This window comes from Kluyvera ascorbata ATCC 33433, from assembly GCF_000735365.1.
GTDB lineage: Bacteria > Pseudomonadota > Gammaproteobacteria > Enterobacterales > Enterobacteriaceae > Kluyvera > Kluyvera ascorbata.
On sequence record NZ_JMPL01000023.1, the window covers coordinates 1 to 25,255 of the forward strand.

The window sequence follows — 25,255 nt, forward strand, 5'->3', positions numbered from 1 at the left end:
AAGAAACGAGATAATCTGTGCGAAGGTGGCGGAATTGGTAGACGCGCTAGCTTCAGGTGTTAGTGTCCTTAGGATGTGGGGGTTCGAGTCCCCCCCCTCGCACCAGACTCCTCGTTCCCTCTCTGATTTTCCCTTTCCTGCATTCATCCCATTAGCTTTAAATTCATCGTAATCAATACAAGACCGCCAACAAATGCAATGCATGATGGCAGTAGTACAAAATGTCGCAAACGACGATGCCAGATCATCGCTCCGCTCAGCAGCAGCCCACACACGATCATCCCACGCCATACATCGACGGATAGCCCCATCGTACTGAGAATGGCGATAGCTCCCCCAGAAATCAGTCCTCCCCAGCCACTGCCTAGCGTTCTTTGCAACATGATTGCGCCCACATAAATGATAATGATTACCAATATCATATGACATTTTTTGTTATTTGTCTGCTTATAAGCTAAGGTTTCATAATCATTAATGACATGTATATTGTATGGTGATAACGTGTACAAAAATATCATGTCTAATATAAAGAATTTGCGCGCTTTTACTCATGCTTTATTCTTGTTTTTGATGCACTTACTTATATATTAAAGGCTGACTACAACATTCAACAATGACTGTACAATCCTGGCGCACCCTGCGTGCGCAAAAATATCAGCTAACGTTCCGGCTATTTTTGTTTTTGAATCTGGTCTCGTCGACGCTCTCTGTCTTCAGCCCGATTTATGACGTTAATATTTTTCCTCTACCCGCAATGCTGATAGCGGTGGGCAGCTGCGTGCTGCTAGTGTGGAATTGGCGATATGCCAGTATCCGGCCGAATCTACCAATAATTTCGGCTGTATTCGGCTGCCTGTGGGGCTGGCATATTTTAAGTAAAACTTTGGTACTCGCTTTACCAAATGACAATTTTCAAATGATTGCGCTATTTAGCGTGATATTTGTCGGAACAATTGCGTTTTCAAATAATATCGTTGCTTTCACCCTACATTCGTTGCCAACATTTATTGTTTGCCTGATAACAAGCCCAACAAATGAGTGGTGGAGGATGGCTTACTGTATGGCGCTACCATTAATAGGTATTGCTATTCAGCACGTCATTCAGCGACGAAACGATAAGTTTGCTCAAGGATTGATGTATAAACTGCTGGAAGAGCGGGAGACCCTGAATGGTCTGAGCATGCTCGACCCGCTTACTGGGCTCTATAACCGTCGTGGGTTTCAGTTCCGCCTGGACTCGCTGATGTCTATCGGGGAGGCACGGCACTCCGTCCTGCTGCTGGATATCGACCATTTCAAGGCCTATAACGATCACTACGGCCATATGATGGGTGACCAGGCTCTGATGCGCGTTTCAGCGGCTATTCGTAACGCCGTTCGCTCAAGGGATATTGTGACGCGCTTTGGTGGTGAAGAGTTTATGGTGGTTCTACCGCATTGTGATGTTGATACCGCCATGCAAACCGCTGAGCGCATTCGTCAGCAGGTGTACGACCTCCGTATTCCACATATGTTTAACGCAAGCGTCGCCACACACGTCACCATCAGCATAGGGGTCGCGCCACTGGAAGATAGCAATATCGAACTGGCCATGCAGAGAGCGGATAAAGCGCTGTATGAGGCGAAGAACATGGGCCGCAACAACATCCTGACCTACGAGCAGGCTCCTGCCGTTTAAGTTCACAAAAAGCCAGCGCAAGAGACAAACTTCTTGCGCTAACTTTTATCTATAGCTAGGATTGCTAATCATTATCATTTAGATTTATAACTAGCTTATCTATGGCCTATCGCTCCGCACCGATTGCTGATGACCTTATCTGGCGCACACCGCTTCCTGCAAAGGAAAGCACGTTCGCTGAGTCGGTGCGTGCCAAGATAACTGAACTGCGCCCGCATTTGCTGGAACTGTTCCGCCTGGATGAAACGGCGCCTGATTGCGCCAAAACGCTCAATGAATGGGCTAAGCCAACGGAGTTAAGTTCGTTGCTGGCGGTGTATTCCGACCATATTTATCGAAATCAGCCCACTCAGCCACGAGAAAATAAACCGCTGATTTCCCTCTGGGCGCAGTGGTATATCGGCCTGCTGGTCCCCCCTTTAATGCTCGCGCTGCTGACGGAAAAATCAGCCCTGTCGCTTAGCTCTGATAACTTCCACGTTGAGTTTCACGAAACGGGCCGTGCAGCCTGCTTCTGGATTGACGTTGAACCCGACCTGCGCATCAGCCAGAAGCCCGCCATCGACCGCATGGATGACCTGGTCATTCAGGCATTAATGCCGGTGGTCCAGGCGCTGGAAGCCACGGGGGACATCAACGGCAAGCTCATCTGGAGCAATACCGGGTATCTGATTAACTGGTATCTCGGTGAAATGAAAACGTTGTTGGGTGAAGAGCAGGTTAACGAGCTACGCCAACGCTGCTTCTTCGCCAAAACGTTGGGTGATGGTCAGGACAACCCTTTATGGCGCACCGTCGTATTACGTGACGGGCTTCTGGTACGTCGTACCTGCTGTCAGCGTTACCGCCTCCCGGACGTTCAACAGTGCGGTGACTGCACGCTGAAATAAATAACGGGGCTTTCGCCCCGTTATTTATTTACTGTCTTAAGCAGCCTGCTCGCTCTCTTCAGCCGCACGCTGTGCTTCTTCATTCTCCTGTTCTAACAACTGTTTTTCATACACTTTGAAGAACGGATAGTAGATAACCGCGGAAACGCAGGCCAACAGCACAACCAGAATCGCTGCACGGAAGTCCCAGCCTAATGCCCATGCACCACCAATCGGTGCAGGAGCAGTCCACGGTACAACGGAAATCACACGACCAATCAGATCCAGCTTCATCGCCGCCCAGGCCAGAATGGCGTTGACCATCGGCGCCAGCAGGAACGGAATAAAGAACACCGGGTTCATCACGATTGGGGTACCAAAAATAACCGGTTCGTTAATGTTAAACAGGCTTGGCACCACGCTCAGACGGCCAATTGAACGCAGGTGTGCTGAACGGCTACGCAGATAGCAGAACACCAGCCCCATCGTTGCACCGGAGCCCCCGACCACGATAAAGAAGGTCCAGAATGCTTCCATGAAGATGTGCGGCAGCGGAGCTCCCTGTGCCAGCGCAGTCTGGTTCAGACCAAGGTTGGTCAGCCAGAACATTTGCAGCATACCAGAGACAATTGCCGCCCCGTGGATCCCTGCAAACCACAGCAGGTGACCAATCAGTACAGCCAGCAGAATGGCCGGTAAGGAGTCCGCAGCAGAAACCAGTGGTTTGAATACGGACATGATGGCCTGTGGAATCAGCATATCGAACTGGCTCTGGATAAACAGGCTCAGCGGATACAGCGTCAGTACCACGACCAGTACCGGAATCAAGAGATCGAAAGAGTTTTTGATCATCGGCGGCACCTGATCCGGCAGACGGATCCCGATGTTGCGAACTTTCAGAAAACGCATCATCTCCACGCAGTAGACAGCAACCAGGATCGCAGTAAAGATCCCCGTTCCGCCCAGGCTGTCGACCGGCAGATGGCCGCTAGTTTTTGGTGCCGCAACCAACAGGAATGCCATGATAGACAGCATTGAACACATGAACGGATCGAGCTGGTTGCTCTTTTCGTAGTGTTTGCCGAGGTTATAGGAGATAGCCGCACAGATATAGATAGACATAATGCCCATCGTCATGTCGAACGGCGTCAAAATACGGCCTTCAAACTCTTTAGCAAGATCTAACCACGCCCGGGCAAAGCCCCAGGTGGTGTCGGGAGAAAACGGCGGATAGGCGAAAACCAGCAAAAATGATCCTACAATCATGAATGGCATCGCAGAAATAAAGCCATCACGAATCGCCATAACGTGGCGCTGAGAGGAAATGCGTCCCGCAACCGGACTAACGTAATTTTCTACAAAGCGAAATATCAGATTAAATGCAGCGTGATTAGCAGACATAGCAGCCCTCCTGACAGGCTTTAGACGTAAGCACAGCAACAACGATTTTGCCGAAATACAACTGGGCATACTGTGAAGCATCAGGAGTTACGGGTCTGCGACCAGCAATGATGATGTTCGTATAGATACAGTTCATACACGGCTCTTATTATAGATACAAAGGAAGTTACCTCTGCAGTATCAATCGCCTGATGAAGAACAGCAACCGGTTACAGTAACCGGTTGCATTGATTGTGAAGGAGATCCAAAAAACAAACAATTTTTGCACAACTTCGTCCGTTTATTTACAACCAAGGTAGCTTTATGACAGAGTGACTCGCCGAATTTTGAGGAGAGCACCATGAGCCTGCAGTCTGTCAGAGATTTCTTTGCCGAGCATGCGCCCGACATCAACATCATCGAGCTTGAGCAAAGTACAGCGACCGTTGCGCTTGCCGCTGCTGCTCATCGCGTTGAGCCAGGACAAATTGCCAAAACGCTTTCTCTGAAGGTGAAAGATCGTGTGATTCTGGTCGTTGCTAAAGGTGATGCCCGCCTGGACAACAAGAAACTCAAAGAGACCTTTGGCGCAAAAGCACGCATGTTGAGCAGTGATGAGGTGGTTATCCTGACGGGTCACCCCGTCGGTGGCGTGTGCCCATTTGGTCTCGAAAACCCGCTGGATGTTTACTGCGATGTTTCCCTGCAACAATACGACGAGGTCCTCCCTGCCGCAGGTGCCATTCATAGCGCGGTACGTATCTCACCGGAAAGAATGGCCAGCCTTACCGCAGCAACATGGGTTGATGTGTGTCTTTAGCAAGCCGATGGCGTAACGGCAGTGTTGATATCGTGAAGAGAGACCAACAGATCGGCGGCGCTCAGTAGCTCAATATCAGAATTCACCCCCAGCTTACTCATCGCATTAAATTTATGCGCGCGGATAGTTTTGATATTCCGACCCAGCTGCTGAGAAATGTCCATCAACGAGTATCCATAGGTCATGTAACGCAGAATCAAATTCTCGGTTGGGCTAAGAACATGATTTCTGCGTATGGAAAAGTGCAGCTCGATGTCGTCAGAGGACTCTTCTTTTTCCATCAGTACTGCCAATATGCGTTGTTGCAGTTCACTCAACGTATCAGACTTGCTCAAAATACCGTGCATATAGGTTGGCGACAGGAGCTGAATAAGCGAGGCCTCCTCATTATCATCAGCCAGAATCAAGCGCTTCATTGCCGGATAATTCTGAGCAATATCCCCCATGGCCTGCAAACCTTCAATACGAAGCTCACGGGTTCCAGAAAGACAGCACATCACGGCATCAAACCTGTTTTGCTCTGCCGCCTGCTTAAATTCGGTAATAGTGCGAAAAAAATGGAAAATAATATGCTGTCTATGAGAAGACATTAATAGATGACGTAATCCGACTGCTGTCATAATGCACGGTTCTATGATAGCAATGCACTGCTTCCCGGCGCGCTTTTCCATTCGATTTGTTCCCCATACGCTGAATAGAGGTTGAGTTCCTTCATACCCTGATTGCTGTTGAGCCAGGCATACATTTCTGCGTTACTCCGTAAAGAAAGGCGACGCATCGCACTATTCTTTTGCGCACTCACTGTCTTATTACTCTTTTTCAGCAAAGTGGCGATCTGATTAATACCCCATCCCTTTGCGAGTAGACGCAGAACCTTTCGCTCAGAAAGCGTTAGCATGGCTAATCGGTTGCTATCGTCTTCGATATCGGCATCGTCCTGGCTTAGGATCAGCAGGGACTCACTCACGCCACCGGCATACAAACTGCCCTGCTGAATAGCTTTAATCACGCGCTCAACGGACTCTGAATCAGAAAGCAGCGTACTTTCCGGTCGCATTAAGAACTCAACGGCCAACGCGTAGTGTTGCCGGCTGATCATAAATATCCAATGAATATCACGGTATTGTGAGAGCAGCGTATAATATTGCTCATAGAGACTACGCGGATTGCCGATGTCTCCGGAGAAATCAACAATAACAACATCGGTACGACGAAGCTGAAGCAGCGTTAACTGCTCTAGTGATAGGCAAAAATTGAGTTCGTAATCAGGAAAATTCATTTGCATGATGCTTTTCAGCCCGGATTGCATAACCGGTATCTTGCTGATAATCACCGCAAACTTGCAGTACTCTGGCAACATATAACCTCCGTATCCTTTCGAAGATTCATTTCCTGAATATATTTTAATTTAAAACAAAAGATGTATTCATAGGAAATGAACGAATCCATTTCGATTTCCTGTAAATAGCGGCATACTGCTGATGGTAACGATCCGATGAATCATACCGCTGCATGATATTACTGATGTGAGATATTTTGCTAACTAACATGATTAGCTATATGAGTATAATCCTGCAATTCTAAACAAGTAACTTAGAAAATATTAACGTGCCTATAAGAAAAATTAAATAATCACGAGTATATGCCTATTTCGGCTGTACCATTCTCGTCTTAAATTCTTTAGGCGTCATCCCACCTCGTTTGCGGAAGAAACGAGAAAAATAAGTAACATCAGTAAAGCCTAAATAATCAGATACTTGAGTGATTGTCATGCTGGTGTACTGCAGGCTTCGTTTTGCTTCAAGCAATAGGCGTTGGTGTAAAACACTCAATGCGCTGGCTCCATGAAACTCGCGACATAAGCAGTTCAAATGCGTCGTGGAAATACGCAGCTTTTGCGCATATTCAGCTAACGATAAGTGCTCCCGATAGTGGCTCTCAATCAATCGACTGAACTGACGTAACACCTGTCGCTTTCGCTCGCTTTTATCCTCTGCCATTACGCCCAGCGTTCCCTGCCGATTAAGCCAGACCAGCAGAGCGCTTAAAAGCGAGTAGAGCATCATCTCACGTGCATCATGGTCCTGAATGTATTCATCTAAAAGCGTGGAGAACACGGAGCGAATATGATGGCTGGAGCGCTTAACGGGAACGCAGTCAGGTCGGCTCAGAATGTCCAGTTGTCGACCAAACTGTGCCTCCAGGCGGTTTAACAGCGGCAGTGCCAGAGAAAGTACGTAGCCTTGTGTTCCCGGCGAAAAACGAAAACCGTGCACACAAAGTGCGGGGATAACCTGGATAGAAGACTCATTAACCACTCGGCGAACGCCCTCTATCTCAATTTCAGCCTGTCCTTTATGTAGATAAAGCAGTTGCACCAGCTCAGCATGCTGATGCACGCGGATATGCCATTCATAAAGACTGCTACGTTTAAGAATTGACTCACAATGCAACAAATCAGGTGTCGGCCAGCCAATATGCTCACCATAAAGCTTAAAAACCGGCACTGCATCCGGCAGCTTTGCATCGACACCCGTTCGTTTCATTCTTTACTCCACCCGCTCATAAGGTAGACCGACATAATTTTCGGCAATGGTCGTCAGGCCGGCTCGCGAACCCAGGTAGTACTGACGATCGGCTTCCTGCATTTTTCTATCAAACGCACTCTTATCCTGAAAATCGTGCAGCAAATGCGTCATAAACCAGCTAAAGCGCTCGCCTTTCCATACCCGGTTCAACGCCAGTTGAGAGTAGCAGCTGAGCAGATCGGTACGCCCATGTTGATAGTACTGGCGCAAAATTCGCCACAGGTAATTGACATCTGAAACGGCAAGATTCAGCCCTTTTGCCCCGGTTGGCGGTACGATATGCGCCGCGTCGCCCACGAGGAACATTCGCCCATACTGCATAGGCTCCACAACATAGCTGCGCAGCGGGGCAATGCTTTTCTCAAGTGAGTGACCAGTCACTAACTTTTTCCCCAGTTCCTCCGGCAGGCGCCGCTTTAACTCCTCCCAGAAACGTTCATCAGACCATTGGTCAACGCTCTCGGTTAGCGGCACCTGCAGATAATAACGGCTTCTAGTTAGTGAGCGCTGACTACACAATACAAACCCGCGTTCGTGGTGCGCATAAATCAGCTCAGAATTAACCGGTGGGGTATCGGATAACAACCCCAACCAGCCAAACGGCCAGATGCTTTCGTATTCACGCAGGATGTCTCGCGGAATGCTTTGACGAGAAACACCGTGGAAACCATCGCAACCCGCCACAAAATCACAATCCAGACGGCAAAGCTCACCGTTTTTCACAAAGGTGACAAATGGCTTATCACTTTTAAGGTCATGTAATTCCACCTGCTCAACGCCATAAATCGTCTGCGCTCCGCTGGCCTGTCGCGCTTCCATCAAATCGCGCGTGACCTCCGTCTGCCCATAAACCATCACGCTCTTGCCGCCGGTCAGCTCACTCAGCGGTACCGGAATACGCTGTCCCGCAAACAGGAACTCGACGCCATGATGGACCAACCCTTCGGTATCCATACGGCGGGAAACGCCCGCTTCACGCAGTAGCTCAACGGTACCGTTCTCCAGAATCCCGGCACGAATGCGACCCAATACGTATTCAGGCGTCTGACGTTCCAGGATAACGGTTTTTATACCGGCGTTATGTAACAGTTGACCTAACAGCAGCCCTGAAGGCCCAGCACCGATAATGGCAACTTGCGTGTTCATGGGAGACCTCACATTCTGGTTAATTATTTGTTTATTTTGTGTATCAATAAAGTTTCAGAATGCATTTTTGATAAGTCAGTGCGGAAAAAGAAGGCCATAATCCGTTCAAAAATTGCACTTTTGAACAGTTTTACGAAAGTGTGGGCAATATCAACTCTCAGACAAAAGCGGTGTGCCGCTGAATTTTTGCACATTACTTGATCCTGACCGGATAGCCCTCCCGCGCTCTTCGGGTAAAAGTAGGTCATGACACAGGCGTACTCGATACCAGGGCCATTATGGAAGTAGATCAGTCAGAACAACGCATCGTTACGCGGCTATGCATTCAATGCGGTCTTTTTTTATTGCAGCATGGGGCGGAAAGCGCCCTGGTCGAAGAGCTATCAACGCGCCTGGGACGCGCACTTGGTATGGACAGCGTCGAAAGCGCAATCTCGTCGAACGCCATCGTGCTGACGACGATTAAAGACGGGCTATGTCTGACCTCTACGCGCAAAAATAGCGACCGCGGCATCAACATGCACGTGGTAACCGAAGTGCAGCACATCGTTATTATGGCCGAGCACAAATTGCTGGACCATAAAGATGTCGGCAAGCGCTTTGCGCAGATTAAGCCGCTGCGCTACCCGCGCTGGCTGGTTGTACTGATGGTTGGCCTCTCCTGCGCCTGCTTCTGCAAGCTCAACAACGGCGGCTGGGACGGCGCGTTCATCACCTTCTGCGCCAGCACCATCGCCATGTATATTCGCCAGCTACTCACGCACCGTTCGATGCATCCCCAGATTAACTTTGGCTTGACCGCCTTTGTGGCCACCACGGTATCGGGGCTTATGCTGCAACTCCCCGCATTCCACCAGACCTCAACGGTTGCCATGGCGGCGAGCGTGCTGCTGCTGGTGCCGGGTTTTCCGTTGATTAACGCCGTCGCCGACATGTTCAAAGGCCACATCAACACCGGTCTGGCCCGCTGGGCGATTGCGAGCTTACTCACGCTCGCCACCTGCGTTGGCGTGGTGATGGCCATGACCTTATGGGGGCTTCGCGGATGGGTGTGATTCATTTTATTTACTTGCTGGCGCAGGATGCGTTGCTGTCAGCCATTCCTGCCGTCGGGTTTGCGATGGTCTTTAACGTCCCGCAGCGCGCTCTGCGCTGGTGTGCGCTACTTGGGGCTATCGGCCATACCTCGAGATTTGCCATGATGACCGCCGGGTTTAATATCGAATGGGCCACCTTCCTGGCGGCGATGCTGGTAGGCAGCATCGGCATTCAGTGGTCACGCTGGTATCTGGCGCATCCGAAAATCTTTACCGTCGCTGCCGTCATCCCCATGTTCCCGGGGATATCGGCCTATACCGCGATGATTTCTGCTGTAAAAATCAGCCACTTTGGCTATTCCGAAGATCTGATGATCATGCTGCTGAGCAACTTCCTTAAGGCATCATCCATCGTCGGCGCGCTCTCCATCGGGCTATCCATTCCAGGGCTGTGGCTCTACCGCAAGCGTCCGCGGGTGTAAGGAAAACGGCGGTACGGGAAGTGCCGCCCATCGCGTACCTTGTGCTACTATGTGCAGTATTACGGCGGTTATCCCGCCCCCTTCCCGTTGTTTTTTCAGTATTGAGATTGTGTTATGTCTTCTCGTATTTTAACGCCTAACGTGATCGGAATTGACGCTTTCGTCGCCGATCCTGCAGCGATTCTTGCGCAAACACAGGGCGGCGCGCTCGCCGTGTTTGCCAATAATCAGCCTGCGTTCTATGCCATTACGCAGGAACGTCTGGCGCAACTCCTGGCGCTGGAAGAAAAGCTATCCCGACCGGGTAGCGACGTGACGCTGGACGCACAATTTTTTGAAGAGCCGACGCCAACCCCGATTGCGGTTCCAATGGGGAAATTTGCGATGTACGCAGGCTGGCAGCCCGATGCCGAGTTCCTGCGCCTTTCCGCGCTGTGGGGTATCGCTTTAAGCGAGCCCGTTACGCCGGAAGAGCTGGCCGCTTTCGTCGCCTACTGGCAGGCTGAAGGGAAAGTGTTCCATCATGTACAATGGCAGCAAAAGCTGGCGCGCAGCGTACAGATGGGCCGAGCCAATAATAACGGCCAGACGCGCCGTGATATCAACACCGTCAGCGAGCCTGACAGTCATATTCCACCGGGTTTCAGAGGTTGAGCATGAAAGACGTTGGTGAATTAATGAAGCGCCTGCAGAAAATGATGCCGGCGCATATCGAACCGGCATTTAAAACCGGCGAAGAACTATTGGCCTGGCAAAAAGAGCAGGGCGAAATCCGCGCCGCAGCGCTGGCGCGTGAGAACCGCGCCATGAAAATGCAGCGCACTTTTAACCGCTCTGGTATTCGTCCGCTGCATCAGAACTGTTCATTTGATAACTACCGTGTTGAAAATGAAGGCCAGATGAACGCGCTGGCAAAAGCGCGACAGTACGTGGAGGAGTTCGACGGTAATATCGCGAGCTTTATCTTCTCTGGCAAACCGGGAACCGGAAAAAACCATCTTGCCGCAGCCATCTGTAATGAGCTGCTGCTGCGTGGAAAATCGGTGCTGATCATCACCGTTGCCGACATTATGTCGGCGATGAAAGAAACCTTCGGCAATCGGGAAACCAGCGAAGAGCAGCTGCTAAGCGATCTCAGCAATGTCGATCTGTTGGTGATCGATGAGATCGGCATGCAAACCGAATCGCGGTATGAAAAAGTGATCATCAATCAGATTGTCGATCGACGCTCTTCGTCTAAACGCCCGACCGGCATGCTGACGAACAGCAACCTTGATGAAATGAATAAGATGCTGGGCGAGCGTGTGATGGACCGCATGCGTCTTGGTAACAGCCTGTGGGTCATTTTCAACTGGGACAGTTATCGCAGCCGCGTCACTGGCAAAGAGTATTAAGATAAATCCGGCGAATGATAGGCGTATACTCATCACGCCAACTTTTAATAGCACACACGAGTACACCCATGAAATCAGTAAAATCGATGCTTTGCCGAGTTATTATTGCCAGCGCGTTTGTTTCAACCGCTGCGGGCGCCGTATCGTTAAATGATCTGAGCAGCGCGGCTACCCAGCTTACCGGCGGTAGCAGCACGTCGCAGACTGGCGGCACGTCTCTCTCTTCGCTCACCAGCCTGCTTAACGGCGGTAGCCAGTCTCTGAGCTCCAGCAGCATGAACAATGCCGCCGGGATCATGGGCTACTGCGCGAAAGAAAAACTGGCTTCCGTGACCAACGTGGACAACGTGAAAAACCAGGTACTGGATAAACTGGGCCTCAACACGCAGGCAGAACAGAAACAGGATACCGGCTATATGGACGGTATTCAGGGTCTGCTGAACGCGAAAGATGGCCAGAAACTGGACCTTGATAGCCTGGGCAACACCGAACTGGGCAAAAAAGTGAAAGCAAAAGCCTGTGATTTTGTACTGAAACAAGGTGTTAGCTTCATTTCTTAATATTATCTCTGCGGCGAGCGCCCGCTCGCCGCAAAATTACCTGCACAAAAAACGCTCATTTCTAAACCAATTCCGAATAACAGCACACTTTCGCTACGATAGAATTGCAGACAGATGACGGCACAATTACATTGTGAAGTTAATTTCTGTTCAGCCAGCACATCTGGCGCAGTTGAGGACGTGTAGTGTCAGAGTTGTTATCCCTCGTACTTTTTCTTGCTTCCATTGCAATCTATGCGTGGAAAGCGGGACGAAATAAATGGTGGTTTGCCGCTACCTTAACGGTACTGGGCCTGTTTGTGGTCCTGAATATCACCCTGTACGCCAGTGACTATTTCACCGGTGATGGGATTAATGACGCCGTTCTCTACACATTAACAAACAGCCTGACGGGCGCTGGCGTTGGGAAATATATCCTGCCGGGTGTTGGCCTTGTAGTTGGGCTTGTCGCTGTCTTCAGCGCGCTCGGTTGGGTGCTTCGCCGTCGTCGACATCATCCTCACCATTTTGGCTACAGCCTGATAGCGCTGGTTCTGGCCGTCGGCTCGGTGGATGCCAGCCCGGCGTTTCGCCAGATTAGCGAACTGGTGAAATCCCAATCACGCGACGGCGACCCTGACTTCTCGGCCTACTACAAAGAGCCATCGAAAACGATTCCTAAGCCGAAGCTGAATCTGGTTTATATCTACGGCGAAAGCCTGGAGCGAACCTACTTCGACGATGAAGCCTTCCCCAACCTGACGCCTGAGCTGGGTGCGCTAAAAAATGCGAGCCTCGATTTTAGCCACACCATGCAGTTGCCCGGAACCGACTACACCATCGCCGGTATGGTCGCTTCACAGTGTGGCATTCCGCTGTTTGCACCGTTCGAAGGCAACGCCTCCGCCTCGCTGTCGAGCTTCTTCCCGCAGAATATCTGCCTTGGCGATATCCTGAAAAACTCCGGCTACGAAAACTACTTCGTGCAGGGTGCCAACCTGCGCTTTGCCGGAAAAGATGTGTTCCTGAAGTCGCACGGCTTTGACTATCTGTATGGCGCAGAAGAGCTGAAAACCACCGTCGCCGACCCGAGCTATAAGAACGACTGGGGCTATTACGATGACACCGTGCTGGATGAAGCATGGAAGAAATTCGAATCGCTCTCCCGTGAAGGCAAGCGCTTCTCTCTGTTTACCCTGACCGTGGATACCCACCACCCGGACGGCTTTATCTCACGCACCTGCAACCGTAAAAAATATGAGATCGGCGGCAAAGCGAACCAGTCGTTCAGCGCAGTAACCTGTAGCCAGGAAAACATCGCGGAATTCATCAATAAGATCAAAGCGTCGCCGTATTTTAAGAACACCATTATCGTCGTCTCTTCTGACCATCTGGCGATGAAAAATACCGCCTGGGATTACCTCAACAAGCAGGACCGTAGCAACCTGTTCTTTGTAATTCGCAGCGACCAGCCGGACGAGCAGGACGTGCTGGCAATGAAGCGCAATACCATGGATAACGGCGCGACGGTGCTGGATCTGCTCGGCGGCGATAACTTTATCGGCCTTGGCCGCAGCAGCCTTTCTGGGCAGTCGCTCTCGGAAGTATTCCTCAATATGAAAGAAAAGGTGCTGGCCTGGAAGCCGGACGTTATTCGCCTGTGGAACTTCCCGAAAGAGATCAAAAATTTCTCTATCGATACCCAGAAAAACATGATTGCGTTCTCCGGCAGCCATTTCCGTCTGCCGCTGCTGCTACGCGTTTCGGATAACCGCGTTGAGCCGTTGCCGGAAAGTGAGTATTCCGCACCGCTGCGCTATCAGTTGGCAGATTTCGCCCCGCGCGATAACTTCGTCTGGGTCGACCGTTGCTACAAAATGGGCCAACTGTGGTCGCAAAACCTGTCGCTCTCTACCGACTGGTGCGTATCTCAGGGTCAGCTTGGCGGCGAGCAGAAAGTGCAGCACGTTGATAAAACGCAGTGGAAAGGCAAAACCGAGTTTAAAGACACGGTGATCGACATGGTGCGCTACAAAGGTAACGTCGACTCGCTCAAAACCGTCGATAACGATATTCGCTATAAAGCAGACAGCTTTATCTTCAACGTCGCGGGCGCACCGGAAGAGGTGAAAACCTTCAGCGGGATTTCTCGCCCTGAATCATGGGGGCGCTGGTCTAACGCCCAGCTTGGCCAGGAAGTGAAGATTGAATACCAGCACCCGCTGCCGAAGCGTTTCGACCTGGTTATTACCGCCAAAGCTTTCGGTCCAAATGCCGATAAGCCTATCCCGGTCCGCGTCGGTAACAGCGAGCAAACGCTGACGCTGGGCCACGACGTCACCACCACCACCCTGCACTTTGATAACCCTGCTGACGCCAACACGCTGGTGATTGTGCCGCCCGACCCGCAGTCAACCAATGAGGGGAATATCCTCGGCCATTCACCACGTCAGTTGGGGATTGGCATGGTCGAGATTAAGGTGATTAACGCCGAAGGGTAAAATCAGTGCACTTTCATAGGGGGCATACCGCCCCTTATGAAAGCATATAAAGCTTTATATCATTTATATACCAGTTCAAATAACCATATAAATTCAATTTATATTTATAAATATACCAACAAAATAAGATTATCTAGCATTTACCAACACACAAATTATTGGTAAACATTGCTGCGTAATCATGCTCACAGGGTATAAATTCGAATCCATTCGCTTCTTAGATGATGAAAATATCGTCGCCTGGGAAGTCCTTTCCACCGCACCGTCGCAAATTAACCTTGAGCATTTTTTCAGCACAATGGCGCTGGAAGCCAGGATCACGCTTTTCTTTGCCCAACTGAAGCACGTGCTCAGCACTCCCGCTTCTGGCAAGTACTACCTGAATGCCAATGCCGATGTTCTGCTTACGCCCGATTTTTTACAGCGCCTCAGCGAACAGCGCAGCACGCTCGAGAACATTGCAATTGAGCTGACTGACCTGGAGCAACTGCCCCAGCTTTCACCGGCTGAAAGCCAGCAGCTCCGCATGCGTATTGCCGCACTGCGAGAAATGGGTATCGCGGTCTGGGCTGATGATGTTCATGACGACATTCTGCCCTGCCTGGTCGAACAGGATTATCGCTTCTCTGGGGCCAAAATCGATAAACATGCGTTCTGGACAAGTCGCGAATGCAAAGAGCCGTTTCTCAAACTTGCCCGGTTATGCAAAAACATAGCCGATGAAGTCCTTGTCGAGGGAATTGAAACCCTTGCCGACTATCAATTAGCCCGAGATTCACATGCTAATTATGGCCAGGGATTTTTATGGAATAAATCGTCATGATGTACCCACCGTATCAACTGGTTATCTTGAGCAACAACTATTTCCTCTGGCTTGGTTTAAAGCATGCCCTGCCTTTTATGATTAACCCTGCCCCAACGCCCCAATGGTTTAATCTAGAGAACGATGACAGCGTATTTAAATTACGCGAGAAGATCCTCAACGATAATAGCGAATCAAAATGGCTGATCGTGACCGAGCACAATCGGGTAGAGGAAGTTCAACAATGTCTACCGCCGGAACGGGCTTGCGTCTTCAGCGACAAGCTCTCGCTAAAAATGATGAGCCAGCAGCTTAAAAAACCGGAGTTTCGCCGAACGCTACGCAGAGAAGCACCGCTAACGCACGCTGAAATCCACGTTTGCTTGTTGATAATCATGGGATATTCACCCTCAGACATTGCCAATATGCTGCATAAATCACCGAAGACAATTTATACCCATCGCCGCAATGCGATGACGAAATTTCACTGTAATTCGCTGGCTGAATTACATCGAAAAATTCGCATAATGAATAACAGTTCACTGCATCAGTAATGACTTAAAGAAATCATAAGCAATGAGAAGTAAAGATTACCACGGCGTTTCCCGACGGAAATAAACCGGAAACGTGCAATGAACATTTTAATTACATTATTCGGAATAGGCTGAGATTTAACGGATAAAAGTATCCTTCTGTAGGGGCTGATTTTAGTATCTGCGCGAATACCATTCAGAAATATGCTTATTCCATGACTGCATCAATTTATCTATTGGAGCTTATCTATGAAAAAGATGCCTATCGTCATTTTCAGCTTGTTTTGCATTATTCCGCACGCCGCGCTGGCAGACAGCCCTGCTACCGCAACCATGCATGTTTCGCTGGAAGTATTGAAGTCCTGTACGCTGCAGACCAACGATCTGAATTTCGCCAGTCACGGTTCTGACGAATCCAGTGAAATCAATACCTCCACCCAGCTTAGCGTGCTGTGCACCAACGGTACGCCGTTTACCCTTTCAGCGGCAAGCAGCGATAGCGAAAGCGACGGTACCTTCTGGCTGAAACCTGAAGACAGCAGCGTTGGGGCACAAAACATCGCCTATAAACTTTATGCTGACGAAAGTAAGAAAACGCCGGTGAACGCCAGCGGAGGAATTGAAGGCACCGGCACTGGGCAAACACAATCCGAAACCATTGTCGGCGTTATTGAGGCGGGCGCACTGACCAACGCCAAAGCCGGGTTGTACAGCGATGATGTCACCCTGAATCTGGTGTATTAAACATGCGCCGTTTCTCTCTCTTTGCCCTATTCTGGCTGGCCATTCTTTCCTTGTTCACCCACTACGCGCACTGCGCCACCCTACAGGTAGCGCCGGTGATGCTGAATCTTACGGCCTCCCAACGCGCCGGCGCGCTGTATCTCACCAATACCGGGGACCAGGCTATTCATGCGCAAATTCGTGTCTACGACTGGACGCAGTCCTCAGGAAAAGATGTCCTGACGCTGACCAATGAAATCGTCAGTAGCCCAGCGGTGACGTCGTTAGCGCCTGGGCAGCGCCAGTTGGTACGCATTGTAGTTCTCAATCCCGTTGCCCATCCTCAAGAGCAGAGCTTTCGCCTGCTGGTTGATGAGCTTCCCCGCGACCACCTCAACGCCCTCAGTCAAAACGGCGTCCATTTCCTTTTGCGTTACTCCATACCGCTCTTTATCGCTCCACAGGAACCCACCAAAGTAGACGAAACGGCGCAACTCTCCTGCCAACAGGAAAACCAGGGCGTGTGGTGTCAGAACACGGGCAATAGCCATATCCGTATGAGCAACGTCCAGGCCATTGCCGATAACGGGCAGGTCGTCGATACGCTCTCAGGTCTGGCAGGGTATGTGCTTCCAGGAAAACAGTTTGCGCTGCCGTTCAAACGCAGCCACCGCGATTCGCTCTCCTCTCTGCGCGCTTATCTGAATGAACATACTCAAGCCAGTCAGCTCAGCGTGCATCCTGCTGCTGTGGTTAATCGCAATGCCGCTCCACGCTGAGCCGCCCGCTGAATCCACGCAGTATCTCTCCATTACCGTTAACCGCTATCTGTACGACGGGCTATGGCCCGTCCGTGTAGACAACGGCGCGTTGTGGATGAGCGCTGAGGATGCCGTCAGGCTGGGAATATCAGCGCCGAAAGCGAACGCGTCGTGGATTAATCTTTCGACGGCAAAGCACATTCATGTCAACTACGATAGCCTACAACAACAGCTAGCCCTGACGCTTCCCGAAAGCGAACTCACCCATGTCCAGCACCTGGACGCACAGCCAAATCATGCCCGCGATGCGCTCCCTCAGGCCGAGGAGATGGGCAATCTCACGCTGGATTACTCGCTCTATTCCAGTGAAACCGCCACGCTCAAGCAAACCAGCTTACAGAGCCAGCTCCAGACCTCCGGTTGGCTTCCGGGTCAGCTCAGCAACAGCACAAATAGCCGTTTTCAACGCGGAGACAATGCAGAGGCAGCCACGCATACCCGGCTCATGACAACCTGGCAGTATGATTTCCCCACCTGGCTCGCCAGCATAGCCATTGGCGATAGCGTGACGACAGGGGTGAGCTGGAGTCGTCAGGTGCGATTTGGCGGGCTGCATCTGGCACGAAATTTTCAACTCGATCCGCAGCTGAATACCGCGCCACGCACGGCGTTCAGCGATAGCGTCGCGCTACCGTCTACGGTCGATTTGTATATTGATGGGCTGCAACAAAGCCATCAGCAGGTGACGCCTGGGAACTACATACTCAATACGCTCCCTACCTTCTCAGGTAGCGGCCAGGCTCAGGTGGTGATCACCGATATAAACGGTCAGCGCCGGGAAGTTACGCTCGATTTATATGGTGCGCCAAATATGCTGGCACAGGGTATCAGCAGCAGTTCGCTGGATATCGGTTGGCTGCGTCAACGCTATGCCGAGCGTTCAAACGACTACGCCGCCTCACCCATGCTGGATGCGGGCTGGCGCTACGGCCTCAACAACAGTCTGACCCTCAGCGCCCACACCGAACAACACCGTGACGTACATAATCTGGGCGCGTCGGGAGACTGGCTGCTCTCTCCACTCGCGGGCATTGTCAGCAGTCATCTTGCGGGCAGCCAAAGCCCGCAGGGAGAAGGCGTAAAGTGGGGGTTCGGCTACCAGTGGAACGGACAAGGGCTAGGGCTTGCCGCCAGCACCAGCCGCAGCAGCGAGCAATGGACGGATATTGCGCGTCTTTCCGGTAGCCTGCCGGTGAGGCGCACTGACAACATTTGGCTCAGCCAGACGCTGTCAGGTTGGGGAACGCTAGGAGCAGGATGGGTGCGACAGGATAGCGCACGTTACCTGAATGCCAGTTGGTCAAAATCCTTTAACAACCGCGTCTCCACCACGTTCGCTTTTACGCATGCGCTGAGCTCTGGCGACAAAACGATTCAACTGATGCTATCGGTTCCGCTTGGCCGTAAAGACACGGTTTCACTGCAGATGAGCAATCAATCAACGCGCGCGGACTATCGCCATCAGCCGGATTATCAGTCAGGCGGCTGGTCATGGCAGGTCAGCCAGAATAACGCCAGCACCCGACAGCAGCACGCTGACCTTGGCTATCTGAGCCAATACGGCGAGTGGCATGTGGGTATGGACCGCGATAATCAAAGCAATAATCGCTACCTCAGCGGAGAAGGTTCCTTCATATTGCTGGACTCACACCCCTACGCCTTACGCTACAACCGCCAGGGAATTGCGCTCATCACCACCGATGGCATCAGCGGTGTCCCCATTGCGGTCGAAAACCGTCCGGCTGGCAAAACGGATGACAACGGCTTCTTACTGCTGACGGATTTGCCCCGTTATCAAAAGAGTAAAATTTCGCTCGACCCGCTGGATTTGCCGCCTGAAGTCGTCACGCCGCTGACGGAAATGCGCGCAACGCCCGGGCAGAGTGAAGCCGTAAAAGTCGATTTTCAGGTTCATCGCTCATCTCTGGTCAGTGCCCAGGTTGTGGATCAACAGCACAGGCCACTGCCCGTCGGCAGCCTCGTCACCTTTGGCGATCACCAATCCATCGTCGGTCGCGACGGCTTTATCTGGCTGGAAAGCCCACCGATGCCTGGCGCACTGCAAATCCAAACCCCATCAGGGCGCTGTGAAGTCGCCCTCCCCGCGGTAGAGGGCAGAACAACAATCAATCTGGGAACCTTGCTGTGTCATTAAAAATCCCCCTCGCCTTAGTCCTTCTCCTTTGCGCGGGTTTTCTGTGCCGCCCCGCTCACGCCTCAAATTGCTGGATAACCCAGGGGGAAACCTCCGCATTTGGCACGCTGGTCACCGGCAGCGGCAGCACGACGCACGCGAACGTTAAATTCAGCTGTTATGCCGATTATGGCGAAACGCGTTACTTTAAGGTCTGCCTGAGCAGCCTAGATACCTCGCCGTTTAAAATGACCTCAAACGGCGATGAAGAAGGTAAGCAATACACGATACTGTTTCGCCTCTACAGCGCGCTTGATACCAGCCAGGAACTGACCTCACAGGCATCGGGACGCGCGCTACAAACCTCGCTGACGGCGGAGGGAAACCAGGTCGTCAGCGGGACGTTTCCACTGCTGGCGTCCATACCGGCCGGGCAGAGCAACCTGCCGGTACGCAGCTATTTTAACTATACGATGGGCTTGAGACTGACCTGGAACAGCGCAACGAGCACAGCTTCGCTGCCCGGCTGTCAGGATGGCGAGAATGAAGGGGAAGCCATCGACAACTCGTCCAGCGCCAGTGCTACGCTGTCTGACAGCTGTTTTATCCAGAGCGTGACGCCGCTCGATTTCGGTACAGTCAACAGCACCTCACTGATGTCACGCATCTCCTCAACGGCCACCATTCGCTCCCGCTGCCCGGTCGGCACGCATTACTCATTGGGGATAAGCGCAGGTGAACACGCTTCAGGGAGCCAGCGGCAGCTCTGTAACGATAGTCATCAGTGCCTACAGTACGCGCTGTGGCAGGATGCTGGCACAACCATACCGTGGGGAGAGCAGACGGGCAGCAACACGCTGGAGGTCACGCACGAGGACGGAAACGTGCAGAACTTCACCGTCTACGGCACCGTGCCTCCACAAACGCTGAGTGGCACTGGCCTGTTCAGTGACGACGTCGTGATTACGCTTACTTATTAATCAAAAATTGGGCGAGCCGGATCAATGTTACCGATAACAAATCAAGCTAAAATGTCTATACCTACGTTAACGTCGTTTTTTTACCCGATCCGGATCGCCTGAAAACCATGAAATATCTGCTCGCGAACGTCCTCGTTTATGACAACGAGGATGGTTCACTGACATTACAAAACGATCCCGACCCGGAAAGCCAGGTGTTAACCTGTACGGCGCAAACTATCCTCAATCTGCTGATTGCCCACCACGGCATGGTGGTCGAACGCGAAACGTTCCTTGAACAAGTCTGGGACGAGCGCGGGCTGCGTGGTTCCAGCAACTCGCTCAATCAGTACATCAGTATTTTGCGTAAGATTTTCGCCACGCTGGTGCCCGACAGCCTGTTTATTGTCACCGTGCCAAAAGTCGGGTTTATGCTCAGCGCGGATGTTACTCTCACGCCGCTCACTCCCCTCCCGGCGCCACCGGTGTTAACGCGTGAAAAAGCCCCCCGTCCGAGAAAATGCACCGCCGTATACGCGATAGTCACCCTCATCGTACTGGCGCTTTGCAGCACGGCGATCGTCTGGAAAAACCGGCAACAGCAGGCCGATCTCTATTTGTTAGAGCATATCGGCAACTGCCCAGTCTATACCCTCGCGCCGCTGGCGGATGTCTTCAGGGAGCAGGCTAAAAAGCTTATCGCGCAGATTCAAAAAGACGGGGCCTTTTCCTGTCTGAATCACTCCATTTTTTATGCCCATATTCAGGAGCCTTTACTGTATGGCGATGAAGGCCGCCTGGTGCTCTCCCAATGCTCCCAGTTTCTCGGCAAAGCCAGCGCCTGCCAGACGCTCTATTACTACGAGTGGCAAAAGTGAAAAAGCACAAACGACTCTTCGGCTTTATCTTACTTAACCTGCTGATTATCCTTGTGACGTCACTGTGGGTAGGTAGCACCACGCGCCTCTCTATGACCTGTCAGGGCAGCCTTACCTATAAAGACAGCCATCAGGACAACCATTTTTCATTTGAAGGAATGGTGGTCATGCACTTCGCGCCGGATGGCACCGGCTATATCAACATGAACGGCGAAGTATTTAACGATGGGCAACATGCTAAAGTTTCGCGCCAGGAGAGCTTTGACTGGCACTACGTACATGAAACGTTTTACGAACTGCACATCAAGCAACTTGAAAAGCTTGGTCACGACAACGTGCCAGCGGGAGTCTTTGAAAAATACGCGCTGGGTATTACCCCGGGCCAGAAACGGCTGTTGAGCATCCGCAAAACACCGGATAATGCGATGATTATCAGTAATTTTTATTCGCCGATTCTCGTTTGTGCAGGTTAACGGCGGGCTATACTTCCTTCCATGATAAATACCGTTCGCCCGACAACCTCTGCGGATATTCCCGCACTACCTGTAATTGAACGCGCCGCCGGGCAGCGCTTTCAGCAGGCGCCCGGACTACAATGGATTGCACAAGGTCCCGTCATTTCTGTGGATTGCCATCAGCATTACGCGCAGCAAAAGATGAGCTGGGTGGTAGAGCACAACGATCAACCCTGTGGTTTTCTGCTAGCACAAGCGCAGAGTTCAACGCTCTTTATTGTCGAAATATCCGTGCATCAGGCCTGTCAGGGATTGGGGTTAGGCCGCCAGCTTATAAGCTATGTCGCCGCACAGGCTAAGGCACAAGGTTTCACGTCGCTGACGCTGACGACCTTCCGGGATGTGCCCTGGAACGCGCCGTGGTATGCCCGAATGGGGTTTGAGATACTGCAGGAAGACTCGCTGAGTACCGCGCTTCGGCAGAAACTGATGCAGGAAGTGGCGCACGGCATGGCGTATGAATCACGCTGCGCCATGCGCCTGATGCTGAACTAATGCGCCCGGACAGAGGCGCATGTTATATCAGAAGGTTTCCCAGTTTTCCCCGGTATCGGTCGCTGCGGCTTTACGCAGGCTGCCAGCTACCGGCGCATTCACCGCGCTGACGGGTTCGCGTGCGGCGCTTGCCTGGCTTTGCTGGATACGGAATACGGCAACCGCCTGAGTCAGTCGGCTGGCCTGTTCTTCCAGCGCGGCGGCGGCGGCGGCGGACTCTTCCACCAGCGAAGCGTTTTGCTGAGTCACACGATCCATTTCCGATACGGCCAGACCCACCTGGTCGATACCGCGGCTCTGTTCATCCGATGCGGAAGCAATTTCGCCCATAATATCGGTCACGCGGGTCACCGCGTTAACGATTTCATCCATGGTTTCGCCCGCGCTTTCTACCAGCGTAGAACCGAGGTCGACGCGGTTTACCGAGTCTTCAATCAGACTCTTAATTTCCCGCGCTGCCTGGGCGCTGCGCTGCGCCAGGTTACGGACTTCACCTGCGACCACCGCAAAACCGCGCCCCTGCTCACCGGCGCGTGCGGCTTCCACCGCGGCGTTCAGCGCCAGAATGTTAGTCTGGAAGGCAATGCCGTCAATCACGCTGATAATATCGGCAATTTTCTGCGAACTGGCGGTGATATCACGCATGGTTTGCACCACGTTATCCACTACTTTTCCGCCCTTCTGCGCGGTTTCCGACGCGCTCAGCGCCAGATGACTCGCCTGACGGGCGTTTTCGGCGTTCTGCTTCACGGTCGCGGTCAGCTCTTCCATACTCGCTGCCGTTTCCTCCAGAGAAGCCGCCTGCTGCTCGGTACGTGAAGAAAGGTCGTTGTTACCCATGGCGATCTCGCTCGCGCCGCTGTAAATCGCGTCGGCCCCCTGACGAACTTCGCCCACGGTACGTGCCAGCTCGCCCTGCATATGACGCAGAGAATGTGCCAGCTCGCCCATTTCGTTGTCGCTTTCCACGTCGATGCGTTTGACCAGGTCACCGCCCGCAATGTGGCGAATGCTGTCGATTAAACGATTCAGTGGTGCGATAAGCGTTTTACGTACGCCAAGCCAGACGGAGATAATCACCGCCAGTACGGCGATCATCACGCTGAACAGGATCCACATGGCCTGAGTGTAAGAGGCGTTGCTGTCGTTGACCGCCAGATCGTACAGGCTGTCGTTCTGCTGCAGATAGTTGACGTAAGCCTTCTCAAAACCGTCCTGATAGCCCTGGGTCGGCTGGTCAAAGAAGTCGTTGATTTTACCGGCACCCAGCAGCTTGATGAGCTCGGCCAGCGCGCCGTGGTAAATATCGTAGTTACGCTGAATTTCCAGCGCCGCGGCTTCGCTTTGACGCGGGTCACGCGGCATCGCTTCGTACTCAGCCCAGCGTTTTTCCGCTTCTGACAGCGATTTCGTGGCAATCTGCATCAGTTCAGCAACGGTGGAACCGCTGCCGATATTGTTCTGATCCATCATGTATCGGATCCCGGCGCGGTTCAGGGTGTTACGGGTTTGCAGCAAAGCCACCCAGCTCCCATTCAGCCCTGACTGCTGCTGACGCACGGTTTGCAAAATGGTGAAGTTCTCTTTGTCGTGCTTTAAAGAGTTAAAGAACAGGCCCCCTGATGCCAGCTGTAACAGGCCAAACAACACCAAAACCAGCACAAGGCTAGTGACGATTTTTATACGTTTTAACATGTTTCTCTTTCCTCCGGACGAATAACGAGTTTTCGGCGTGGAAAAGAAAAACTTTATAGAAATTGTGACTATTAATACGGGTAGTGGCACGATTTTGCATCAGTGGTCGGTATTCCCCGGGGTCGGCGTAAACGCCTCGCCCGGGCTACAGAAACATGGTAGTCCGGCCAGGCGGAGCGCCGCCGGGGAGACTCGTTATCCGCGCAGCGCGCAAATCTCATCGTACAGTCCGCGGGACACTTCCAGCCCCTGCTTCTCACTTTGCTCACGCGCCAGATAGCGTCGCTCGCCCGGCAATCGTGCGCCCTGTGATTGCATGCCGCTAAACAGCGTCTCGGCGCGCGCCAGATGCGCCTCGGCCTCACCGCCCAGGAAACGCTGCGGGTCCAGCGCCAGAATCAGCTCACCGCCGTACGGCAGGCCGCCCGCGCCGTTATCCCACGCCAGCGATTCGGCGCTGGTCATATCGCCAATCAGCGGACCGGCGAACAGCTCCACCATCGCCGCCAGCGCCGAGCCCTTATGGCCGCCGAAGGTCAGCATCGCCCCGTCCAGCACCGCCTGTGGATCGGTGGTCGGCTGACCGTCGCTATCAATTCCCCACCCTTGCGGAATCGCTTTTCCCGCCCGCTGATGCAGCTGAATCTCACCGCGCGCCGCCGCGCTGGTCGCCATATCAAAAATAAACGGCGGCTTTTCGCCGCGCGGCCAGCCAAACGCAATCGGGTTGGTGCCAAACAGCGGCTGGGTGCCGCCCGCCGGGGCCACCCACGCGTGGCTTGGCGTGCAGGCATAACCCACCAGCCCTACGTCGGTCAGCGGTTCCACGTCGGCAAACAGTGCGGAGAAGTGCACGCAGCGGTTAATCGCCAGCGCCGCAATCCCGCACTGGCGGGCCTTTTCAATCAGGAGAGGCAGCGCCTTTTCATAGGCGCAAAGCGAATACGCCCCGTTGGCATCCGCCTTCACGATTGCAGGTGCCTGGTCGACGACCGTTGGCTCCGCATCCGGCGACACCTTACCTTTGCGCAGGGTTTCCACAATGCCCAGCAGTCGCCACAGGCCGTGCGAAGCGCAGCCGTCGCGTTCGCCCGCGGTCACGTTGCGCGCAATGGCATCGGCATGAGGGGCTGAAAACCCGTTTGAAATGAGGACGTCGAAAGCCTGTTGGTAGGCATCCTTGAGCGCGATGTTGATAGTTGTCATTGTTGTTCTCCATATTGTAGGGCTGGCGTATAGGGTAGACGGATGCGAGAAATTTAATCA

26 protein-coding genes and 1 tRNA gene are annotated in these 25,255 nt (G+C 52.4%); 19 read left to right on the plus strand and 8 right to left on the minus strand.

The genetic code is table 11. From position 1 onward, the window contains the following. Positions 1–19: 19 nt before the first annotated feature. Positions 20–105, plus strand: a tRNA-Leu gene (locus tag GKAS_RS08225). Positions 106–143: 38 nt separating this feature from the next. Here the strand turns inward: GKAS_RS08225 and GKAS_RS24805 are convergent. Further along, on the minus strand, positions 144–383 hold the full coding sequence (locus GKAS_RS24805) for a DUF1435 domain-containing protein (protein ID WP_035893408.1): 240 nt from the start codon (positions 381–383) through the stop codon (positions 144–146). A gap of 230 nt (positions 384–613) precedes the next feature. On the opposite strand from GKAS_RS24805, the gene GKAS_RS08235 reads away from it, so the two are divergent. Beyond that, on the plus strand, positions 614–1,678 hold the full coding sequence (locus tag GKAS_RS08235) for a GGDEF domain-containing protein (protein WP_035893333.1): 1,065 nt from the start codon (positions 614–616) through the stop codon (positions 1,676–1,678). 101 nt (positions 1,679–1,779) lie between these two features. Continuing rightward, positions 1,780–2,568 carry a siderophore-iron reductase FhuF gene (gene fhuF / locus GKAS_RS08240; protein ID WP_035893335.1) on the plus strand — a complete coding sequence of 263 codons (789 nt, stop codon included), beginning with the start codon at positions 1,780–1,782 and terminating at the stop codon, positions 2,566–2,568. A 36-nt stretch (positions 2,569–2,604) separates the two neighbouring features. On the opposite strand, the gene GKAS_RS08245 is transcribed toward fhuF, so the two are convergent. Beyond that, entirely contained in the window at positions 2,605–3,948 is a 1,344-nt protein-coding gene (locus GKAS_RS08245) for a PTS sugar transporter subunit IIC (protein WP_035893337.1), read from the minus strand. 340 nt (positions 3,949–4,288) lie between these two features. On the opposite strand from GKAS_RS08245, the gene GKAS_RS08250 reads away from it, so the two are divergent. Beyond that, positions 4,289–4,747, plus strand: a complete 459-nt coding sequence (locus GKAS_RS08250) for a YbaK/EbsC family protein (protein ID WP_035893338.1) — start codon at positions 4,289–4,291, stop codon at positions 4,745–4,747. Here the strand turns inward: GKAS_RS08250 and bglJ are convergent. The 4 genes from bglJ to pobA all read right to left on the minus strand — a co-directional run bounded on the left by bglJ (position 4,744) and on the right by pobA (position 8,481). Next, positions 4,744–5,418, minus strand: coding sequence for a DNA-binding transcriptional activator BglJ (gene bglJ / locus GKAS_RS08255; protein WP_072011370.1), 675 nt, complete (start codon positions 5,416–5,418; stop codon positions 4,744–4,746). The two genes, GKAS_RS08250 and bglJ, sit on opposite strands and share 4 nt — an antisense overlap. Continuing rightward, the gene (locus tag GKAS_RS08260) at positions 5,379–6,107 is read right to left on the minus strand and encodes a helix-turn-helix transcriptional regulator (RefSeq protein WP_035893340.1); all 729 of its coding nucleotides are present in this window, start codon (positions 6,105–6,107) and stop codon (positions 5,379–5,381) included. The genes bglJ and GKAS_RS08260 overlap by 40 nt, the downstream gene beginning before the upstream one ends. 286 nt (positions 6,108–6,393) lie before the next feature. Then, entirely contained in the window at positions 6,394–7,293 is a 900-nt protein-coding gene (locus tag GKAS_RS08265) for a helix-turn-helix domain-containing protein (protein ID WP_051910736.1), read from the minus strand. 3 nt (positions 7,294–7,296) lie between these two features. After that, positions 7,297–8,481 (minus strand): 4-hydroxybenzoate 3-monooxygenase, encoded by a 1,185-nt coding sequence (gene pobA, locus GKAS_RS08270; protein ID WP_035893342.1) that lies wholly within the window; start codon positions 8,479–8,481, stop codon positions 7,297–7,299. Positions 8,482–8,759: 278 nt separating this feature from the next. Here pobA and GKAS_RS08275 point away from each other — a divergent pair, with 278 nt between their 5' ends. The 15 genes from GKAS_RS08275 to GKAS_RS08345 all read left to right on the plus strand — a co-directional run bounded on the left by GKAS_RS08275 (position 8,760) and on the right by GKAS_RS08345 (position 22,294). Then, the gene (locus GKAS_RS08275) at positions 8,760–9,536 is read left to right on the plus strand and encodes a threonine/serine exporter family protein (protein WP_035893344.1); all 777 of its coding nucleotides are present in this window, start codon (positions 8,760–8,762) and stop codon (positions 9,534–9,536) included. Next, on the plus strand, positions 9,527–10,000 hold the full coding sequence (locus GKAS_RS08280) for a threonine/serine exporter (RefSeq protein WP_035893345.1): 474 nt from the start codon (positions 9,527–9,529) through the stop codon (positions 9,998–10,000). Before GKAS_RS08275 ends, GKAS_RS08280 begins: the two co-directional genes overlap by 10 nt. Before the next feature lie 114 nt (positions 10,001–10,114). Beyond that, a complete protein-coding gene (dnaT, locus tag GKAS_RS08285; protein ID WP_035893347.1) occupies positions 10,115–10,654 on the plus strand; it encodes a primosomal protein DnaT in 540 nt (179 codons plus the stop codon). Between the two features lie 2 nt (positions 10,655–10,656). Then, complete coding sequence (gene dnaC / locus GKAS_RS08290) at positions 10,657–11,394, plus strand: replicative helicase loader DnaC (RefSeq protein WP_035893348.1); 738 nt, start codon at positions 10,657–10,659, stop codon at positions 11,392–11,394. A gap of 68 nt (positions 11,395–11,462) precedes the next feature. After that, positions 11,463–11,954 carry a YjjA family protein gene (locus GKAS_RS08295; protein ID WP_035893349.1) on the plus strand — a complete coding sequence of 164 codons (492 nt, stop codon included), beginning with the start codon at positions 11,463–11,465 and terminating at the stop codon, positions 11,952–11,954. 185 nt (positions 11,955–12,139) lie between these two features. Further along, on the plus strand, positions 12,140–14,434 hold the full coding sequence (opgB, locus tag GKAS_RS08300) for a phosphatidylglycerol--membrane-oligosaccharide glycerophosphotransferase (RefSeq protein WP_035893351.1): 2,295 nt from the start codon (positions 12,140–12,142) through the stop codon (positions 14,432–14,434). A gap of 181 nt (positions 14,435–14,615) precedes the next feature. Next, on the plus strand, positions 14,616–15,257 hold the full coding sequence (locus tag GKAS_RS08305) for an EAL domain-containing protein (RefSeq protein ID WP_035893353.1): 642 nt from the start codon (positions 14,616–14,618) through the stop codon (positions 15,255–15,257). Next, positions 15,254–15,790, plus strand: a complete 537-nt coding sequence (locus GKAS_RS08310) for a helix-turn-helix transcriptional regulator (RefSeq protein WP_035893355.1) — start codon at positions 15,254–15,256, stop codon at positions 15,788–15,790. The genes GKAS_RS08305 and GKAS_RS08310 overlap by 4 nt, the downstream gene beginning before the upstream one ends. 228 nt (positions 15,791–16,018) lie before the next feature. Beyond that, positions 16,019–16,513, plus strand: a complete 495-nt coding sequence (locus tag GKAS_RS08315; RefSeq protein WP_035893357.1) for a Csu type fimbrial protein — start codon at positions 16,019–16,021, stop codon at positions 16,511–16,513. 2 nt (positions 16,514–16,515) lie between these two features. Beyond that, the gene (locus GKAS_RS08320) at positions 16,516–17,271 is read left to right on the plus strand and encodes a fimbrial biogenesis chaperone (RefSeq protein WP_035893358.1); all 756 of its coding nucleotides are present in this window, start codon (positions 16,516–16,518) and stop codon (positions 17,269–17,271) included. Next, positions 17,255–19,468 (plus strand): fimbria/pilus outer membrane usher protein, encoded by a 2,214-nt coding sequence (locus GKAS_RS08325; protein WP_035893360.1) that lies wholly within the window; start codon positions 17,255–17,257, stop codon positions 19,466–19,468. The genes GKAS_RS08320 and GKAS_RS08325 overlap by 17 nt, the downstream gene beginning before the upstream one ends. Beyond that, positions 19,459–20,427, plus strand: a complete 969-nt coding sequence (locus tag GKAS_RS08330; RefSeq protein ID WP_035893362.1) for a Csu type fimbrial protein — start codon at positions 19,459–19,461, stop codon at positions 20,425–20,427. Before GKAS_RS08325 ends, GKAS_RS08330 begins: the two co-directional genes overlap by 10 nt. A 107-nt stretch (positions 20,428–20,534) precedes the next feature. After that, entirely contained in the window at positions 20,535–21,284 is a 750-nt protein-coding gene (locus tag GKAS_RS08335; RefSeq protein WP_035893363.1) for a winged helix-turn-helix domain-containing protein, read from the plus strand. Next, positions 21,281–21,757, plus strand: coding sequence for a hypothetical protein (locus GKAS_RS08340; RefSeq protein WP_035893364.1), 477 nt, complete (start codon positions 21,281–21,283; stop codon positions 21,755–21,757). The genes GKAS_RS08335 and GKAS_RS08340 overlap by 4 nt, the downstream gene beginning before the upstream one ends. 21 nt (positions 21,758–21,778) lie before the next feature. Beyond that, complete coding sequence (locus tag GKAS_RS08345; RefSeq protein ID WP_035893366.1) at positions 21,779–22,294, plus strand: GNAT family N-acetyltransferase; 516 nt, start codon at positions 21,779–21,781, stop codon at positions 22,292–22,294. Between the two features lie 27 nt (positions 22,295–22,321). On the opposite strand, the gene tsr is transcribed toward GKAS_RS08345, so the two are convergent. Beyond that, positions 22,322–23,989: a methyl-accepting chemotaxis protein gene (tsr, locus tag GKAS_RS08350; protein WP_035893368.1), complete on the minus strand. Its 1,668-nt coding sequence runs from the start codon at positions 23,987–23,989 to the stop codon at positions 22,322–22,324. A 195-nt stretch (positions 23,990–24,184) separates the two neighbouring features. Next, positions 24,185–25,195, minus strand: coding sequence for an Ldh family oxidoreductase (locus GKAS_RS08355; RefSeq protein ID WP_035893369.1), 1,011 nt, complete (start codon positions 25,193–25,195; stop codon positions 24,185–24,187). Positions 25,196–25,255: the final 60 nt, after the last annotated feature.